Below are 18,577 nucleotides of genomic sequence, written 5' to 3' on the forward strand. Positions count from 1 at the left end.
TTTTCCCCTTAATTAATTCAATAATTCAATAATTTTTGGAACAAACACAAATAGTCCAACGACAATTGCAAAGATAGCCGTTAGTACCACACCACCAGCCGCAACGTCTTTAATCACTTTTACTCGTTCATCATAATGATGATCACTCATAAAATCCATGATTCTTTCAACCACAGTGTTAAGGATTTCACCAACAAGTACTAAAATAATGGCTGTCAAAAGCCACATAAATTGTTCCAGTCGAATCCGTAAAATAAATCCTAATCCCATCGTAATAACGGCACACGCCATATCAAACTTAAAATTTCGTTCGTGAATAAAAACCCATTTAATACCGTCATAAGCGTGACCAAAAGCCTGGATGAAATTTTTGTTTTTACCCGTTTGTTTGTTATTTTGTGAGTCCATAAGAATCCATAATCTTTCTTTGAAGAGGAAACATTACCGCTTCGTCTTCAGGTTTCATGTGATCATAACCATTTAAATGTAAAAATCCATGAACAACCAAGAACCCTAACTCTCGATCATTAGAATGATTTAAAAAGTCAGCCTGTTCGGCTACTTTATCAACACACACAAAAATATCCCCGATATTTTCAGGAATATCCTTCTTCATTTCATCATTCATAATCACTGGAAAATCGTCATCACTCTGGTCCTCAATTGCAAAACTAATTACATCCGTAGCCCGATCAACTCCACGATAATCACGATTAATTTCTCTAATACGGTCATTATTAACTAAGGTAACTGACATCTCGGTATTATCCTTTAAGTTAATGTACTTAGAAGCATAATTTAGAATATCTCTAATCAGAGTAATTTTTTGGGGATCAACTCCATCTTGAGTTTGATCATATATTTCAAGATCCATATCTATTCTCCGTTATCATTTTTTTCGTACGCATTAATAATCTTGGCAACCACGGGATGTCTAACCATATCGTCAGCACTAAAATTAACAAAACTAATATCATCAATGTCTCGCAAGATTTTAGGAGCGGTTACTAGCCCACTTCGTACTCTTCCGTTTAAATCAATTTGAGAAACATCCCCATTAACAATCATTTTAGAACCAAAACCTAAACGTGTTAAAAACATTTTCATTTGTGCATTGGTCGTATTTTGAGCTTCATCCAAAATGACAAAGGAATTGTCAAGCGTTCTTCCACGCATATATGCCAAGGGCGCAATTTCAATGACCCCACGATCCATTAATCGTTCACTATGATCAGATCCAAGCGTTGAGTTTAATGCATCATATAAAGGACGCAAATATGGATCAACCTTTTCTTTTAAGTCTCCGGGTAAGAATCCAAGGCTTTCACCAGCTTCAACAGCAGGTCTAGTTAAGACAATCTTATCCACATCACCCTTTTTGAGGGCTGCTACTGCCATTACAACCGCTAAATAGGTCTTCCCGGTACCAGCTGGTCCGATTCCAAAAGTGACATCGTTATGCTTAATGGACTGGACATACTGACGTTGACCAAAATTCTTTACTCGAACGGGCTTCCCTTTATTATCCTTTAAAAGCACTTGATTATACAACTCTGGAAGAAATCCAAGGGTTCCCTTTTCAGCCATTTTCATGGCCGAAACAAAGTCACTAGAATTTAAAGTGATTCCAGAATGAATCAATTCAAGCATGCCATTCAAAATATCAATGGTATTTTGAACCGCCTTTTCGTCATCACCTTCGACAGTGATCTTTCCCCCAGAATGACGAATTGATGTTGCCATACCCTGTTCTAAAATATCCAAAAAGGCATCTTGTGCACCAAATAAAGCGGCTTCATCATTGGGATTCTTTAACGTTAATTCTTTTTTAAACTTAAAATTATCTGTCAATCAAACAAGTTCCTTTCATATCGACTTTTACCTAAAATACTAGCATATAATCCGCCACTTACAAAGCAAAAGAACAAAAAGAACTCATTGATTCATTCAATGAGTTCTTTTTCTAACTGAGAGCTTTATTAACTAGTTTATTAACAGTACTGCCATCAGCTTGTCCCTTAACTTTTCCCATGACAGCACCCATTACTTTTCCAAAGTCGCCCTTACCGGACGCTCCGAGTTGTTTGATTGTATCATTAACGATTTTTTCAACGTCGGCTTCAGACATTTGTTTTGGTGCATAGTCTTCAAGAATCTTGAGCTCTTCTTCTTGACCCTTCACCAAATCATCTCTTCCACCATTCTTAAATTCAGCAATTGAATCTTTGTGTTGCTTAACTTCTCGATTAACAACAGCTGCCGCTTCAGCATCAGAAAGATCATGGCCTAATTTTATTTTTTCATTCATTAAATTAGACTTAAGCATTCTGACAATGGTTAATCTTGTCTTATCATGGTTCTTCATGGCACTTTTGAGATCATTATTTAATTCATCGGATAAAGCCATTTTAGCCCTCTTTTCATATATAAAAAACGCTCCTATCATCAGGGGCGTTTCATTATTAGAAGCTGCGACGCTTCTTTTTCTTATTGTTACGCTTACGAGCTGCTTCTGATTTTAATTTACGTTTTACGCTAGGTTTTTCGTAAAACTCACGTTTACGGAATTCCTGAAGGGTACCGCTTTTTGAAACCGTGCGCTTAAAGCGTCGAAGAGCATCATCAAGAGATTCGTTTTTGCGAACGACAGTTTTTGACATGATAAATCCCTCCCTCCGAGCTTAAATAATACCGTTTGTATTTAATCCTTAACGGTCATTATTAATTATACATTATGGGGAATGGCCCGTCAACGAGTCTGAACGATAAATATGATAAAATACTAACAAAGTAGGAGGTAATATTATGACAACCAATTTCAATGCATTTATAATTTCAGATTCAAGTGGTGCCACAGCCATGTCAATCGCCCGAACTGCAGTAGCCCAATTTCCTGAAGCAAATGCAAACTTTAAACGCTATCCATTCATTCAAACGCAGTCGATGCTTGACGGGATTCTTAAACTAGCTAAAGAACAAGATGCCATTATCTTTCACACCTTGGTCGATCCTGATCTGAGCAAGCTAGTAACTGCCTTTGCCATGGATAATAATTTATATAGTTTTGATTGCATTCAAAAGCCAATTCAAATTATTTCCAAAAAGCTTCATGAATCAGCTGCCGAAGTTCCTGGTTTAGTTCATAACCTTAACGAAGACTACTTCAAACGAATCTCTGCAATTGAATTTGCGGTAGCAAATGACGATGGAAAACGACCGAATGATCTTAAAAAAGCGGATATTGTTCTCCTTGGAATCTCACGAACATCTAAAACACCCCTATCACTCTATCTGGCCAACCAAAATTTACTAGTAGCAAACGTTCCCATTGGACCAACCATCCAACTGCCAGAAGAAGTTTATCAAATCGACCATAATAAAATTTTTGGTCTAACCAACTCCGTTACAAACCTAAAGAAGATCCGCCAAGAAAGAATGATTGCATACGGACTCGACCCTGACACTCCATACTCAGACTCAAAACAAATAAAAAAAGAGCTTGACTATGCCAAGCATCTTTATCGTAAATTAGATTGTTTACAAATCAACGTGTACAACAAGTCCATTGAAGAAACAGCTACGATCATCACTCAGAGTCTAAACATTAATGAACAAGGTCACTAATCTTTCCATCCTTATAATCACGTTTAATATCTTCAATCATATCCGGATTAAACTTCTGTTCTTTTAGCATTTTGATCTCATATTGGTGAGGATTAATCTTAACATCATCATTAATTTTAATTGTTGGTGTTTCAATAATTTTAGGGATCTTATCAAACTTAGGGTATCTGGCCACGTAATTCAGGGCGTCAAATCCAAGGGACCCAAAACCGATGTTAGTATGACGATCTTTATGGGCACCCTGAGGATTCTTGGAGTCATTTAAATGAATCACCTTAATCCGATCCATTCCAATAATTTTGTCGAACTCTTTCATTACCCCATCAAAATCATTCTTAATGTCATAACCAGCATCGCTAGTGTGACAGGTATCAAAAGTAATCGACAATTTGTCGTTCAACTTAACCCCATCAATAATCTTAGCTAATTGCTCAAACGTTGAACCAATTTCCGTTCCTTTACCTGCCATAGTTTCAAGGGCCACCTGAATCTTTTGGTCAGGCGTAATCACTTCATTTAACCCCTTGATAATCTGTTTGATTCCTGCTTCCACTCCTGATCCAACGTGGGATCCTGGGTGCAAAACAATCTGATCAGCACCCATTGCTTCTGAACGATCAATTTCTTGTTTCAGAAAATTAACCGCAAAGTGAAAACTTTGGGGCTTTTTGGGGTTGCCCAAATTAATAATATAAGGAGCATGAACCACTACTTCTTGTAAATCATGGTCTTCCATATACGAATGAGCTTGATCAATCTTAAGTTTATCAATCGCAGTTCTTTTTGAGCTTTGTGGAGCTCCAGTGTATAACATAAAAACATTTTCACCATCCCGAGCTGCTTCCTCAGCAGAACCGAGCATCATATCTGGTGCTTTCATGGCAACATGTGACCCAATTAAGAATTCATCACTACTCATTTTTATCCTCCATTACTTTAACAACCCTAGCGGAAGCATCCCCATGCTCCCAACTACAAAACTTATTATAAAAATCTTCTATTTTCTGATCATACCCGATAAACTTACCATCTTCGTTAAAATGTGACAACTCATTATAAAAAGAATTTTGATCTTCAACAATTGGACCAGGAACGTCTTTTTTAAAATCAAAATAAAAACCTCTTAACTCATTTTGATAATGTTTTAAGTCATACGCATAGAATAACATTGGACGTTTCAAATTAGCGTAATCAAACATCACAGAAGAATAGTCGGTGATCAATAAATCTGAAATTAAGTATAACTCACTAATATCACAATCGGCTTCGATCTGAACTCGATCTTCATACCCAGCGATATCAATTCGATCTTTAATAAGGTAGTGAGGACGAATAATTAATTTCGTGTTATCACCCACATGATCAAAAAATGATTTCAATGAAAATGGCAGTTCGAAGTTATAACTCCCCTTTTTTTGATAGTCATCATCTCGCCAAGTTGGTGCATACAAAATAACTTTTTGTTTTGGATTACCAACAATTCTTTTCTTTAATTCTGAAATGGTTTTAGCGTTATTTTGCTGATACAAAACATCATTTCTTGGATATCCAATTCGCAAGGGAACGTTTTTAAAATCAAAGGCCCGATCAAAAATATCCTCTGAATATTGATTAGGCATAATCAAGTATTTCCATCGACTAGCAGCCTTCTTAAAATCGTCATGATATTGCTGAGTCGAAATTCCTGGAATGGAAACATGCTTAATATCAACGCCTAATTTTTTAAGCGGAGTCCCATGCCAGGTTTGAATGTAGGTCGTTCGCTTATTTTTCTTCCACCATTTGGGGAATCGCGAGTTAAAGACCCAAAAATCAGCTCGAGCAACGTGCCAAACCCATCTCGGAAAAAAGCGTCGTAAAATTTGAACGTTAGGATACTGTTTGTGTAATTCTTTATAATTAGCTGCTTTCACCCCAAAATACGCATGCTTAGCGTATTCAGGATGTTGCTTAATCCACTCAAAATAGATGGCAGCAGGATTATCGTTAATGTCTTTCCCGTTAAAACTTTCGAACATGATTTCGTGTTTTTTAACGGGCATACAAATAAACCCATCGTTCAGCGCGATGAGTCCAGTGCGAATGGCTAACTTAATACCACTAATTAATTTGTCCTTAATTTGCTTTCCATTCATATTATTTTCCCTAGACCAAGTCAACAAAGTGTGATCTAAATTTAAAATGTAAATGTGATCCAACTAGAAAGAAAAACAACGTCATTAGCCAGAAAATAATACTTAGAAGTGGCTTTTCCCAGAACCAACTGCTTGATAACATTGAATCCCGAAACCCTTGAACGATATAAAAGAATGGATTTAATTCTAAGATTCTAATCAAAAATGGCGGGAACGAAGCAGAAGATTCAAAGTTGAACAGTACTCCAGAAATGTAGAACAACATTCTCATAAACGACTGTAACATCACGTGATAATCCCGAATTAAAACGGTAATCGTTGAATTAAAGATTCCAAAAGCAATTAACCACGCAATCATTGCGACAAAGTAATAAATCCACTGAAACCAGAATAAACTCGGACGAACCCCATAAAGATATCCAATCACAATTGAAAAAACCAGCATGGTCCAAAATGAGCTTAGATTACTGACTAATTTAATCGAGGGGAGGATGCTAATGGGAAACTTCATCTTTGAAACTAAACCAGCACGTTGATAAATACTTTTAGAAGCATCTAGAGTCACACGATTCATAAAAAACCATGGTGTGATACCAATAACCATCCATGGTAAATAACTTCCGTTGTGACCAGTACTTCCCTTTAGTCCAACACCGAAGACTAACCAGTAAATGGCAATTTGAATCAGCGGGTACAAATATTCCCAAACCAAGCCTAAGTAATGACTCTGGTAAGTAGCCTTATCTTCGTATTTTGAAATTCGAAAAATAATGCCTAAATTTTCAAATTGTTCTTTAAGTAAGGCCCAAACTTCCTTCAAGCTCAGCACTCTCCTTTTTTATTTCATTAATTATTTTGTAAAACATATCTTTTGATAACACGTTCGGTTGCATACCCATCATTGTATGTATTCCAATGTTTATTAAAACTAGTAAAATCAATCTTTTGATTAGCAACAATTGCCTGCGTTAATTGATCAACCCTTGTAATTGGCTCTGATGGCAGCCACTCCAAAAAGTCTTTTTGGATTCCTGGGTCTTGCTCGTATTGCTTGAGATCAAACATAAAGAAAATCATTGAATGAGCTTGGGGTAATAAGCTAAAATCAAAAGCCACTGAAGAATAATCAGTAACTAGTGTATTACATACTGATAGGAGATCAGAAGTAGAAAGTTGATTATAAAAGCGAATATTCCCATTAGAAAATTTCCTGATTCGTGATTCCTGATCTCGTAACAACGGATGAAGTTTAACGACCGTAATCGCATTAGGATCAGCAGTTAACGCTTCCCCAATGTCCTTTGGAGGATCAAACTCAAGTCCATCACGATAAGTGGGAGCATACAAGATTACACGCTTTCCCTTTAATTCAGGTGCCACCTCATAGACCCGGTGTCTAGCAACTCTTCTCCAACGTTCCTTAAATAGTCGATCTGACCTCGGATATCCAAGATATTTCATCTTATCAGGCGATTCTCGATAACTTCGTTCAAAAATCTGTCCCATTGCCTTAGAAGCAACCACAAAATCATCAAAATGATTGTAAACACTTTGAAATCGAAGTTTATCAAAAAATGATCTTTTGTCAGTGGTCGGATCTTCCCAACCAAAACATTTAATGGCACCATCGGCATGCCACAACTGGACAATCTTCATTTTTTTCTTTGGTCGAACTAAACCAGCCAAAAATGGGAAATAATTATCACAAAACAAAACGCGAGCCGACATTAAACTAGGAATGGTTAACAACGCAAACCTTGCATTTTCTTTAAATGGAATGGTCTTAATCCCAAAAGCACTCAGGTCAGTTGCGGCTGCCTCAATTTCAGGTTCGTATAACACAACTAGCTCTTGTCCCTCAGGCATGTTAGCGGCAATTTGCTTAATTAGCCTCAGATTATTATCAAAACTCATTACATAATATATATTCTTTTTTGGTCGAAAATAAAAAATTGCCGAAATTAATCTAATCAACCATGTATATATGATTTTCACTTTCATCACCATTTTCAATAATTACAATGAAACATTATACCATAATGAAAAAACGACACTTCAGGCTGGAAGCCAGCTATTTCCGTTTTTTCTCATAAAAGTTACCAAACACCTTATCAACATCAACCACCACTCCGAATGCATCTGGATCAGATTCATTTAAAGCTGCATCAAATTCGGTCATTTCATATCGTGAAATTGAAGTAAACAGGACTGACTTCTTCTTATGGTTATAAGCTCCCTCGGCATTATGAATAATAGTAATTCCCCTTCTCAAATGATTTTGAATGCTATCTACGACCGTCTTGGGACGATCGGTAACAACCATCACTTGGACAATTTGTTGTCTTGTATATGCCAAATCCATTGCCTTAGCGTTTACTAGAACTCCAATTGCTGAATAAAAAGCATATGGCCATCCATAAAAGAACCCGGCTGATAAAATAATAAAGGTATTAAATATAAGGTTAATGGTTCCAATGGATTTTCCGGTTTTCCTTTGGATCACGATTCCCAAAATATCCAATCCACCAGTTGAAATACCATTTTTTAAGGATAACCCCACTCCAAATCCATTAATTGCACCACCAAAAATTGCACAAATTAATGGATCTGTGGTTAAGGTTAAGGGACGTAAGATTTTAATCATGACACTGGCAACAACGACAGAAACAAACGTAAACATCGTAAACTGATGACCAATTTGTTTCCAAGATAAAATAAACATTGGGATATTAAGTAGGAATAATCCCAATGCAGCCGAAATCGTAAACGGAAAATATCGTTCAGTTAAAGTATTAAGTAACTGTGCAAATCCAGTAACCCCTGAAGAATAAATGTGTCCAGGAGTCCAAAAGAAATTCATCGCGATGGATACCATAATTCCATATACAAATGCGGTTGATAACTTTGATATGTACTGATGTCGTTTTAAAATTTTTTGTACGTCGTCCATTTAAGTTCCTTCTGATCATTTAGAAATTCATAACTAGTATAACATTACCAAATTTAAAAAAAATAAAAAGTTGTGAGCTGGTCACAACTTTTTATTTAATCTTATTTATCTTTTGATTTGTCTTTTGGGTCTAGAGAAATTCCTAATTCATCCAACTGCTTCTGTGAAACTGGAGTTGGGGCTCCGGTCAAGGGTTCAACCGCCTTTGAATTCTTAGGGAAAGCAATTACATCCCTGATATTGCCACGATGAGCTAACAACCTAGCAAAACGATCAAGTCCGATTGCTAGACCACCATGTGGTGGAAATCCATAATCCAAAGCACGAAGAAAGTATCCAAATTGAGCTTCAGCACTCTCTTTGGTAAATCCAAGGGCCTTAAACATTTTTTCTTGAAGTTCACGGGTATGAATACGAATTGATCCACCACCAAGTTCGAGACCATTTAAGATAATGTCATAACTTTGAGCATGTGCTTTATGAGGATCTTCCCCGTCATTTAAGTAATGTTCATCACCCTTATTCGGCATGGTAAACGGATGGTGAGCCGCTACCCAACGTCCTGCACCTTCATCATATTCAAACAGAGGCCAGTCCACAATCCACAAGAAGTTGTACTGATCTTCTGGAATCATGTTCAGTTCGCTGGCAATCGCCACTCTTAAATATCCTAAAGTATCCGCAACCACTTTACTTCGATCGGCAGCAAACAATAGCAAGTCACCGTCTTTAGCCCCGGTCGTTTCTTTAATTTTACTTACCATTGCTGGATCTTTAAAGAACTTAGCAATTGGTCCAGAAAATCCGTCATCTGTAACCTTCATCCATGCTAGTCCCTTAGCACCAAACCGTTTTACATACTCACCATATTTATCAATATCTTTTCTTGAGAACTGTTTGGCTCCATCAGGGACGGCAATGGCCTTTACTTGACCACCGTTCTTAATGGCCGAACTAAAGACTTTAAAATCAGAATCTGCTACAACATCCGAGAGATCTTTTAACTCCATTTTAAAACGTGTGTCAGGTTGATCAGTTCCAAATCGATCCATTGATTCTTGCCAAGTAATTCTTTCAAATGGTGTATCAACGTCGACATTGACCGTATCCTTCATAACCTTTTTAATCAATCCCTCGGTAAGGTCCTGAATCTCCTCAGCTGACAGAAATGAAGTTTCCATGTCGATTTGAGTAAATTCGGGCTGCCGATCGCCACGTAAATCCTCGTCTCTAAAACAACGAGCAATCTGATAGTAACGATCAAAGCCCGCACCCATTAATAATTGTTTAAATTGTTGAGGAGACTGTGGGAGCGCATAAAAAGAACCAGGGTATACTCGTGATGGAACTAGGTAATCCCTGGCACCTTCAGGGGTTGAAACCGTTAAATCTGGCGTCTCAATATCAATAAACCCATTTTCATCAAAATATTTGTGAGTTGACTGTAAGATTCGGTTCCGAATCATCAATCCCTTTTGCATTACTGGTCGTCTTAAATCAAGATAACGATACTTTAACCTCAAATCATCAGAGGCATTGATATCATTCTTAATCTCAAATGGAGTCTGTTTTGATGTGCTTAAAACCTTAGCATCAGAAACGTCAACTTCCACTTTTCCAGTGTGAATATCAGGATTGATTTCTTTTTCAGATCTAGCAACCACTCTTCCTTTAATTTGGATTACGTACTCGTTTTTAACTGATTCAGCTACCTTAAAAGCATCCTCACCATTTTTCTCATTAAAAACCAGTTGAACAATTCCAGCACGATCCCGAAGATCGATAAAAATTAAACTTCCTAAATTCCGTTTTTTGGCAACCCATCCATCAAGAACCACTTCTTGATCTAAATAATCTTCGTTAACATTTCCAGCATAAGTCGTTCTTTTCATCTACCACATCTTCCTCTCATTGAGTCAAAAGTATAAAAAAAGGCGAGCCATGTAATCACAAGGGCGCAATTAGCACGGTACCACCTTTTTTGGTTCTCTTATTTATTAATTTTACCTAGATGCGTCTTTACCATTTATAGGACATACCATTTCAGCAATTAGGCACTCTCTTAAGACCAGCAAACGGTTACTATTCATCTTCAACGGCATTTCAAATCAATTTAAGATTAATAAAACCCAGATGAATTGTCAAGATTCAAGTTAATTTTTTTATTATAGACTTAAGGAAACAGTAAAAAAGTTATACTATTATGAGTAATCATATAATCCAATGAGGCCCTTAAAATGAAAACAAAATTTTACATAAAGAACAAACGAGGATTTTATACTACCCTAATAATTATTGGAACAACCTTAATCATCCTCCTAATCATGCTAGTTAAAAACAATATTGGAGTTGGATTCAATAATCTAGCCATTAAGACTGGTCCAGGAATCCAGTACAAAACGGTTAAAACCGTCAATCGTGGCACCCGATTGCAAATCTTGAGCGAAAAGAATAATTGGTATCGAGTGGTTTATAAAAATCAAAAAATTGGTTGGATTCCAACCTGGTTAGTGAATAATAATAAGATTACTAATGCCACTAAACTATCAGAAACAACCATTGTATTGGATCCTGGTCATGGTGGTAATGATTCTGGAGCGCTTTCAACGCATGGTCAAAAAGAAAAAACGTACACTCTTCAATTAGCTCAGAAGGTTGCAAATAAACTGCGGAATCAAGGCGCACATGTTATTATGACAAGGGATTCAGATAAATCCGTTAGTTTATATAAAAGACCAGATTTTTCAACTGATAATCATGCCAATCTCTTCGTTAGTTTTCATTTTGACTCGTCCAGTACGGATAATACTGCCAGTGGTTTTACAAATTATTACTATCACGCCGGCAAATCCAAACAATTGGCATCCGACATTAATTCATACATGGGAAACGTTCCTCTTAATAATCGAGGGGTTCAGATTGGTAATTATCTAGTAATCAGGGATGTTTCTATCCCGTCAGTTTTACTTGAAATGGGATATATTAACAACGATCATGACTTTAACAAAATTAAAAATCCCACCTACCAAAATCTGGTCGCAAATGACGTTCTCAAAGGAATCAACCGTTATGTAAATAAAACTTACTAGAAAGGAGTTTATTATGAAAAAATTAGATCAAGAGTGGATTAACCAGTTGCCATTAAAAAACGTTCAATCACTATCTCCCGTCTCAGGCGGAGATATTAACGATTCATACCAGGTTAAAACCCCAGACCATGTCTATTTTATGAAGGTTCAACCAGGTCGTGGAAAACAGTTTTTTGACCATGAAGTTGAGGGAATTCACCTTTTATCACAAGCTGCCAATGTTCCCACAGTAGTTTCCTCTGGCGAAATCAATGGAGATGGATTCCTTATCCTCGATTGGATTGACGTCGGATCTGGGAATCAATATGATTTGGGAAAAATGGTTGCCAACGTTCATAAAGTTCATAACGATCAGTTTGGTTTAGACCATAACTTTGATGCTGGTAAAATTCCTAAAAACAATCATTGGCAAGACACTTGGCAAAAATTTTACGTTGAACAAAGAATTGATCCCCTAGTTAAGATTGCAGCCAAAAAAGGTCGCTGGAATGACTCCCGCGACCAACATTATCAAGTTATGCGCCAACAAATTATCGATTACTACACTAAACACCCAGTGACTCCTAGCCTTCTTCATGGAGACTTGTGGTCAGGAAACGCCATTTTTACCAGTAAACATGAACCAATGTTAATTGATCCCGACGTTTACTTTGGTGATCGTGAATATGACCTAGGAGTTACAACTGTTTTTGGAGGGTTTGATCGCGACTTTTATCGTGGCTATAATGACACATATCCAATTGAGCCAGGCTTTGAAAATCGCGTTGGCTGGTACCGTTTTTACTATGCTTTAGTCCATGTAGTTCTTTTCGGTGAAACCTTTGGACCTTTATTAGATGGAATCCTTAGCTCATTTAATTAACTTTGATATTTCATCAAAACTATGAGCTACGTAATCAGGGTCACCTTGATCCTCAATCACATAGTCAGGATCAAACAAGATGGTTTTCACCCCGGCGTTATGGCCAGCATCAACATCTAATCGCCGATCACCAATCATAAAAGTAGATGATCGGTTTAAGTCCATATTATTAATTAAATAATTCAGAGACTCAGGATTGGGTTTCCTTTTAAATGACTGTTTACTGGTTACAAAACCAGTAAACAGTTTTTTAGGTCAAAATCATTTAACAATGTTATGGCTTGATCATCACGATGAGTTAACAGTCCGTTGCTTCCGCCAGTACCGATTACATCACTTAAAACAGCTCTGACCCCAGCAAATGGTTTCGCTAACATGACCTCATCACGCTCGAATTGCTTATATGAGCGAGAAAATTGATCTCGATTAATGTTAAAGCTAGCACAATACTTGGTCTCACTAGCTCCAAGTGAATGAATCCGCATGTCTTCATAAATTGATTCAGAATCAAAATTAACGTCACTAACACCATTTTCGTCCAATGCTTTACAAAATGAAGTTACCATGTAGGGATAAGTGTTAAAAAGAGTACCATCAAAATCCCAAATTGCGTTTACCATATCAATTATTTTCCTTTTTTTGGTAATTTAAAATAAAAGTAGATGGACCATGATTTTCTAAATCCACGTCCATATCAGCTCCAAAGACGCCAGTTTCTACTTTCAATCCGTTTTTTTTGAGGGCATCATTAAATGATTCATAAATTTTCTTCGCATGATCAGGATCACCCGCGCCGGTGAAAGTAGGCCGATTACCCTTTTTAGTGTCGGCCAGCAGAGTAAATTGCGAAACTGACAAAATTGAACCCGAGACCTGTTTAATATTTAAATTCATTTTACCGTTTTCATCTTCAAAGATCCGAAGATGAGCGACTTTGTGAGCAAGGTGATCAACTTCATCCTGTCCATCAGAATCCTGAGCGCCAACCAGAATTAAGTACCCCTTCTTAATGGCACCTCTAACCTGATCATTAATTTTAACTTCTGCCCGATTAACTCGTTGAATGACTAACTTCATTATCCGTTATCCTTCCGTTCGTTTAACCTCATAAACATCTGGAACCGCATTTACACTATCAATAATTCGGTCAAGTTGCTGAACATTTCGGACCCCAACTGAAACCCGAATTGAAACCAAATCCTCGTGAATAACCTTTCCTTCTACCGAATTAAGATTCTTGGTAGCGGAATTAACCCGTTTTAGTATGTCATTTAATAATCCGCTTCGATTGTATCCTTGAATCTCTAGATCACTGTCATAAGTAATGGCATTATCTTCTACTTTGCGCCAATTAAGGTTGATAATACGATTATTCCCGGTCTTAACTTGAAGAAGGTTCGGGCAATTAGCACGATGAACAGAAATTCCATTTCCCATCGTGATATAACCCTCGATCTCATCGCCTGGAACTGGATCACAACAACGACTAATATGAACTAAAAGATTATCAACACCCTCGATTTTAATGTTATCTTCTGGTTTCTTGCCTTGTTCAGCATCTTCACTCTCATGAGAAATGGTCTTATGACCCTCTAACACGTCTCGTTCAGCGTCTTCTTGCCGTTTCTTTTCAATTTCATTTTTTTCAGGCTCCAGAAGTCGGTTAACAACTCCGTTAGGTTGAATATCACCAAAACCAATCGCAGCGTACAAATTATCAATACTTGTATAATGCATTTCATTGATAACCCGCGTTAAGTTATCATCACTAAGAATTGTTGCTGGATCGAATCCCGAATCAACAATGTCTTTTTCCAACGTTTCTTTTCCAGAATTAATGTCATCATCATGACTACTACGCTTAAAGAATTGCTTAATTTTATGTTTGGCCCGACGGGTTTTTACCATGGACATCCAATTTTTTCCTGGACCATCAGAACTACTTGACGTAATAATGTCGACAATATCCCCATTTTTAATTTCATAATCAAGAGGAACTAACTTGCCGTTCACTCTCGCACCAGTAGTTGAATTACCAACATCAGTGTGGATGGAATATGCCATGTCAATCGGGATGGATCCCTTAGGAAGTTCAATTACATCTCCAGATGGGGTGAAGGCATAGACGCGATCACTAAATAAGTCTCCCTGCACACTATCCATGAAATCAGAAGCATTTTCTGATTCTTCTTGAATCTCAATAATTTTCTTAAACAAATTTAGCTGAACATTACTCTTGTTACTTTCAACCTCATCTGTTTTGCCTTCCTTATATGCCCAGTGTGCGGCAACCCCATATTCAGCAATGCGATGCATTTCTTCCGTCCGAATTTGGATTTCAAGTGGCTTGCCTTCTGGTCCAACAACTGTAGTATGCAATGATTGATACATATTAGGCTTTGGCATTGCAATGTAATCTTTAAAACGATCTGGAAATGGCTTCCATTCCGTGTGAATGGCTCCTAAAACGGCATAACAATCTTTAACTGATTTAACAATTACACGAACGGCCAATAGGTCATAAATTTCTTTGAAGTCTTTATGTTTGTCATGCATTTTGCGATAGATGGAATAAATATGCTTAGGTCGTCCGTAAACCTCACCTTTGATTCCTAAACCTTCAATTGCTTGTTGAACTTTCTTAACCGCTCTATTAACATATGCAACTCGTTCATTTCGCTTTGAATTCATCAAGTTAACGATCTCATAATAATCATCTGGCTTTAGGTAACGGAGTGAAAGGTCCTCTAACTCCCACTTGATGGTTCCAATTCCCAAACGATCCGCTAGGGGCGCATAAATATCGAGGGTTTCCTGTGCAATTCGTTTTTGTTTATCGGGACGAAGGGCATCCAAGGTCTCCATATTATGAAGGCGATCGGCTAACTTAACGATCATTACTCGAATATCCTTACACATCGCTAATAACAACTTTCGATGATTCTCTGCCAGCTGCTCTTTACTAGATTTATATTTAATTTTACTGAGTTTTGAGACCCCATCAACGATTAATGAAACATGGTCACCAAAAAGTTCAGTTATATCTCCGATGGTTGCTCCAGTGTCTTCAACAACATCATGAAGAAACCCAGCCGTAATTGTTTCTGCATCCATATGAAGATCAGTTAAAATACCAGCAACCTCAACTGGATGATTAATATAAGGTTGCCCTGATGCTCGCTTTTGATCTTCATGAGCAATCTTTGCAAATTTATACGCTTTTTTAATCATTTGAATATCGTTTTTGTCTAGATACTCAGATGCTTCATCAAATATTTCTTTTGGTGTCCATTCTTTAACTTTTGACATGTTATCCCTACTTAGTTTGTTTTAGTTCTAATAACGTTGAAACTGCTGATAAAAGGTAAAGTGGTGCTGATTCAGTTCGTAAGATTCTTGGACCCAATCCAACTGAGACAAAGCCCACGTTCTCTAATTCTTCAACCTCACTAGGAGAAATTCCACCCTCTGGGCCAAAGAAAACCATGAGGCCTTGTCCCGTTTTCATTTGTGAAACTATTTTATAAAGTTTGCTATTTTCGCCATGTTTAGCAGCTTCTTCATAAGCCATCACTTTGCAATCAGACTTAATTTTACTAACATGATTGATTGAATCTACGTACTTCACATCTGGAATTAAATTTCGATGAGACTGTTCGGCCGCGCTTTTAGCAATTTTTTGTAACCTTTTGATTTTTTTAGGTGCCTTACTACCCCACTTGGCAATGGCCCAATCAGTTGGAGTAAAAATAATCCGATCTGCTCCCATTTCTGTTGCTTTCTGCGTAATCAAATCCGCCTTACTCCCCTTTGGCAGTCCACAAACAATCGTTACCCTAACGGGAAGTTCAACATTCTGATTAGTTTTCTCAGTAATTTTAATGGTTGGCGTAGCTTCATCAACCAGTTCCCCAACGTATACGATCTCTTGATTAGATACAAACTCTGCTTTTGATCCTCGTTCGGCCCGCATCACCCCATTCCAATGATGAGAAACATCGTTTGGAAGTTCAATGATTTGACCAACTTGAAGGGAATGATTTAAAAAATAATGTTGCAATTAATTCTCCTCGCTAACTTTTTCTGCAATAACAGCACGCCAGTCTCTCATGGTTAAAACCTGATTAATCTTAAAATGATGCTTTTTAAGGGTAGCAATTACTTCATCTAGTTTATCAGCAATAATTCCAGAAGTAATAAAGATTCCCCCGTTATTTAAACACTTTTCAGCTTGTGGGATTAAAGGAATAATAATTTCAGCAAGAATATTAGCAACTACGATATCCGCCTTGATATTAATTCCGTCTAATAAATTGTTAACCATCACATGAATTTCTTGCATACCTGGATTCAGTGCAATATTTTTTTCAGCTGATTTAACCGCTACGTCATCAACATCATAGGCATTAATGGTTCCAGCTCCTAATTCCCTAGCAGCAATACTTAACACACCTGATCCAGTTCCTACATCAAGCATGATTTCATCGCCACGAATTGTCATTTCTAGGGCTTGCATTGCTAACTTAGTAGTCGGATGAGTACCGGTTCCAAACGCCATCCCTGGATCCAAACGAACCATTAACTCATCAGAATTCTTAATGTCATAATCTTCCCAACTTGGAACCACGGTTAAAAATCTTGTAACTCGTTCTGGGTGATAATACTTCTCCCAAGAAGTGGCCCAGTCTTCATCCTTAACTGATTTAACACTAACTAGATTTGGACCAGGATCTAAGCCAAACTGGTTCAAACTTCCTACTTTATTTTTCACCTTTTTAACAACATTATCAACGTCAATCTTATCCTTAAAATAGGCACTGACTTGTGCTTCATTCAAATTATAATCAGTTCTAGAATCACCTAGCTCATATTGGTCCCAATTAGCCTCGCGTTTTAGAACTTCATAATCATTTCTGTCATCAATCTGAACTCCAGTTGCCCCTTGTTCCATTAAAATATTGGAAACAGCGTCAACGGCTTCATGACTCGTTTTTACTGAAACTTTAACTAAATCCATCCTTTAAACCTCATTCTTTTTATAAAAAAAGCACCCGTTAACTGGATGCATTATTTTTATTATCTTCAATTTTTTCAAGCTTTTGCTCATGCTGCTTTAAATGACCAGCTAAATACTTAAGCAATCCTCGTTCAGTCTTAAAAATTCGGGGATGCTTTTGCTTATGCAATCGAAGATCAATTTCTTTAATTCTTTGTCGTCCAGTCCAACCGTGTCCGTAGCGAATAATGAGTCGATTATTCAAATTATTCTTACCAAAGCGAAATACGTAGATATTATCTGGGGTAATTAATGGTCTAATATATGTCTTTTTATAATGATATCCTTGATCGCGCAAAAACTTTTTAGTTTGATCTAACATATTTATCCTCCTCTCGTATTTTTATTTACACTCGTCCTTAAAACCTTTAGTCTATATCATAATGGAGAAATATTTAATTAGCAAGCATCTATCATACAGCAAATAAAAAGACGTGCTTTACCACGTCTTTTTATAACTATTCAAATTATAAACTAAACAATTTGACAGAATTCAATCTTTTCGTGGTTAGGACCATAAATGTTGAAGAAGCGAATTCCCTTGTCCCAGAATGGACGAGTATCAATTTCATCTTCCTGAACGTCTAAGCCCATTTTCTTAGCTTCTTTAAATGCTGCATCAGCATCAGTGGTATTTAATGAAATATGGTTAATAGCACCGTCTTTATCAGCAACTGGATCGCCTTCCCATGTTTCAATCATCAAATTACCATACTTCATGAAAGCACAACGATTTCCTTGATACATAAATTGGCCAGCTTTATCAAAGCCTAATTTCTTGTAAAAATCGATTGTTTCATCTAAATCTTTGGCAGGAATTCCAACGTGTTGGATACCTGTGAAGTAGTCACTAAGTGCCAT

At 37.1% G+C, this 18,577-nt stretch carries 22 protein-coding genes; 3 read left to right on the top strand and 19 right to left on the bottom strand.

The genetic code is table 11. The features are described 5' to 3' along the window. Positions 1 to 12 precede the first annotated feature (12 nt). The 5 genes from LfDm3_RS00365 to rpsU all read right to left on the bottom strand — a co-directional run bounded on the left by LfDm3_RS00365 (position 13) and on the right by rpsU (position 2,660). Positions 13 to 408 carry a diacylglycerol kinase family protein gene (locus tag LfDm3_RS00365; RefSeq protein WP_039142962.1) on the bottom strand — a complete coding sequence of 132 codons (396 nt, stop codon included), beginning with the start codon at positions 406 to 408 and terminating at the stop codon, positions 13 to 15. Next, positions 392 to 874, bottom strand: coding sequence for an rRNA maturation RNase YbeY (ybeY, locus tag LfDm3_RS00370; protein WP_039142964.1), 483 nt, complete (start codon positions 872 to 874; stop codon positions 392 to 394). The genes LfDm3_RS00365 and ybeY overlap by 17 nt, the downstream gene beginning before the upstream one ends. Before the next feature lie 2 nt (positions 875 to 876). Further along, on the bottom strand, positions 877 to 1,851 hold the full coding sequence (locus LfDm3_RS00375; RefSeq protein WP_039142966.1) for a PhoH family protein: 975 nt from the start codon (positions 1,849 to 1,851) through the stop codon (positions 877 to 879). A 112-nt stretch (positions 1,852 to 1,963) separates the two neighbouring features. Next, positions 1,964 to 2,407, bottom strand: coding sequence for a GatB/YqeY domain-containing protein (locus LfDm3_RS00380; RefSeq protein WP_039142967.1), 444 nt, complete (start codon positions 2,405 to 2,407; stop codon positions 1,964 to 1,966). A 55-nt stretch (positions 2,408 to 2,462) separates the two neighbouring features. Continuing rightward, positions 2,463 to 2,660: a 30S ribosomal protein S21 gene (rpsU, locus tag LfDm3_RS00385; RefSeq protein WP_039142968.1), complete on the bottom strand. Its 198-nt coding sequence runs from the start codon at positions 2,658 to 2,660 to the stop codon at positions 2,463 to 2,465. 145 nt (positions 2,661 to 2,805) lie between these two features. Here rpsU and LfDm3_RS00390 point away from each other — a divergent pair, with 145 nt between their 5' ends. After that, the gene (locus tag LfDm3_RS00390; protein ID WP_039142969.1) at positions 2,806 to 3,624 is read left to right on the top strand and encodes a pyruvate, water dikinase regulatory protein; all 819 of its coding nucleotides are present in this window, start codon (positions 2,806 to 2,808) and stop codon (positions 3,622 to 3,624) included. Here the strand turns inward: LfDm3_RS00390 and LfDm3_RS00395 are convergent. The 6 genes from LfDm3_RS00395 to aspS form a co-directional block, all read right to left on the bottom strand. After that, the gene (locus LfDm3_RS00395; protein ID WP_039142970.1) at positions 3,605 to 4,543 is read right to left on the bottom strand and encodes a deoxyribonuclease IV; all 939 of its coding nucleotides are present in this window, start codon (positions 4,541 to 4,543) and stop codon (positions 3,605 to 3,607) included. The two genes, LfDm3_RS00390 and LfDm3_RS00395, sit on opposite strands and share 20 nt — an antisense overlap. Continuing rightward, complete coding sequence (locus LfDm3_RS00400; RefSeq protein ID WP_039142971.1) at positions 4,536 to 5,759, bottom strand: CDP-glycerol glycerophosphotransferase family protein; 1,224 nt, start codon at positions 5,757 to 5,759, stop codon at positions 4,536 to 4,538. Before LfDm3_RS00400 ends, LfDm3_RS00395 begins: the two co-directional genes overlap by 8 nt. A gap of 10 nt (positions 5,760 to 5,769) precedes the next feature. Then, positions 5,770 to 6,579, bottom strand: a complete 810-nt coding sequence (locus LfDm3_RS00405; RefSeq protein WP_039142973.1) for an ABC transporter permease — start codon at positions 6,577 to 6,579, stop codon at positions 5,770 to 5,772. 26 nt (positions 6,580 to 6,605) lie between these two features. Further along, on the bottom strand, positions 6,606 to 7,673 hold the full coding sequence (locus tag LfDm3_RS00410; RefSeq protein WP_225349290.1) for a CDP-glycerol glycerophosphotransferase family protein: 1,068 nt from the start codon (positions 7,671 to 7,673) through the stop codon (positions 6,606 to 6,608). Positions 7,674 to 7,830: 157 nt separating this feature from the next. Then, positions 7,831 to 8,709 (bottom strand): YitT family protein, encoded by an 879-nt coding sequence (locus tag LfDm3_RS00415; protein WP_010021367.1) that lies wholly within the window; start codon positions 8,707 to 8,709, stop codon positions 7,831 to 7,833. Between the two features lie 101 nt (positions 8,710 to 8,810). Beyond that, complete coding sequence (aspS, locus tag LfDm3_RS00420; RefSeq protein WP_039142977.1) at positions 8,811 to 10,601, bottom strand: aspartate--tRNA ligase; 1,791 nt, start codon at positions 10,599 to 10,601, stop codon at positions 8,811 to 8,813. A gap of 345 nt (positions 10,602 to 10,946) precedes the next feature. On the opposite strand from aspS, the gene LfDm3_RS00425 reads away from it, so the two are divergent. Both LfDm3_RS00425 and LfDm3_RS00430 read left to right on the top strand, forming a co-directional pair. Further along, positions 10,947 to 11,798 (top strand): N-acetylmuramoyl-L-alanine amidase, encoded by an 852-nt coding sequence (locus LfDm3_RS00425; protein WP_052236535.1) that lies wholly within the window; start codon positions 10,947 to 10,949, stop codon positions 11,796 to 11,798. Positions 11,799 to 11,811: 13 nt separating this feature from the next. Beyond that, positions 11,812 to 12,660 carry a fructosamine kinase family protein gene (locus LfDm3_RS00430; RefSeq protein ID WP_039142979.1) on the top strand — a complete coding sequence of 283 codons (849 nt, stop codon included), beginning with the start codon at positions 11,812 to 11,814 and terminating at the stop codon, positions 12,658 to 12,660. On the opposite strand, the gene LfDm3_RS06945 is transcribed toward LfDm3_RS00430, so the two are convergent. The 8 genes from LfDm3_RS06945 to LfDm3_RS00465 form a co-directional block, all read right to left on the bottom strand. Next, on the bottom strand, positions 12,649 to 12,906 hold the full coding sequence (locus LfDm3_RS06945) for an HAD hydrolase-like protein (RefSeq protein ID WP_082019937.1): 258 nt from the start codon (positions 12,904 to 12,906) through the stop codon (positions 12,649 to 12,651). The two genes, LfDm3_RS00430 and LfDm3_RS06945, sit on opposite strands and share 12 nt — an antisense overlap. Beyond that, positions 12,888 to 13,280, bottom strand: a complete 393-nt coding sequence (locus LfDm3_RS06950) for an HAD hydrolase-like protein (RefSeq protein ID WP_052236536.1) — start codon at positions 13,278 to 13,280, stop codon at positions 12,888 to 12,890. Before LfDm3_RS06950 ends, LfDm3_RS06945 begins: the two co-directional genes overlap by 19 nt. Position 13,281: 1 nt before the next feature. Further along, a complete protein-coding gene (gene dtd, locus LfDm3_RS00440; RefSeq protein WP_039142980.1) occupies positions 13,282 to 13,737 on the bottom strand; it encodes a D-aminoacyl-tRNA deacylase in 456 nt (151 codons plus the stop codon). Between the two features lie 6 nt (positions 13,738 to 13,743). Continuing rightward, a complete protein-coding gene (locus LfDm3_RS00445) occupies positions 13,744 to 15,969 on the bottom strand; it encodes a RelA/SpoT family protein (protein WP_039142981.1) in 2,226 nt (741 codons plus the stop codon). A 7-nt stretch (positions 15,970 to 15,976) separates the two neighbouring features. Then, positions 15,977 to 16,720: a 16S rRNA (uracil(1498)-N(3))-methyltransferase gene (locus LfDm3_RS00450; protein ID WP_039142982.1), complete on the bottom strand. Its 744-nt coding sequence runs from the start codon at positions 16,718 to 16,720 to the stop codon at positions 15,977 to 15,979. Then, positions 16,721 to 17,677 carry a 50S ribosomal protein L11 methyltransferase gene (gene prmA / locus LfDm3_RS00455; protein ID WP_039142985.1) on the bottom strand — a complete coding sequence of 319 codons (957 nt, stop codon included), beginning with the start codon at positions 17,675 to 17,677 and terminating at the stop codon, positions 16,721 to 16,723. It abuts the gene before it with no gap. A gap of 37 nt (positions 17,678 to 17,714) precedes the next feature. Next, positions 17,715 to 18,038, bottom strand: coding sequence for a hypothetical protein (locus LfDm3_RS00460; protein ID WP_010021355.1), 324 nt, complete (start codon positions 18,036 to 18,038; stop codon positions 17,715 to 17,717). Between the two features lie 152 nt (positions 18,039 to 18,190). Further along, positions 18,191 to 18,577, bottom strand: coding sequence for a VOC family protein (locus LfDm3_RS00465; protein ID WP_010021354.1), 387 nt, complete (start codon positions 18,575 to 18,577; stop codon positions 18,191 to 18,193).

It is taken from the genome of Fructilactobacillus fructivorans (assembly GCF_000814735.1).
GTDB classification, from domain to species: domain Bacteria; phylum Bacillota; class Bacilli; order Lactobacillales; family Lactobacillaceae; genus Fructilactobacillus; species Fructilactobacillus fructivorans.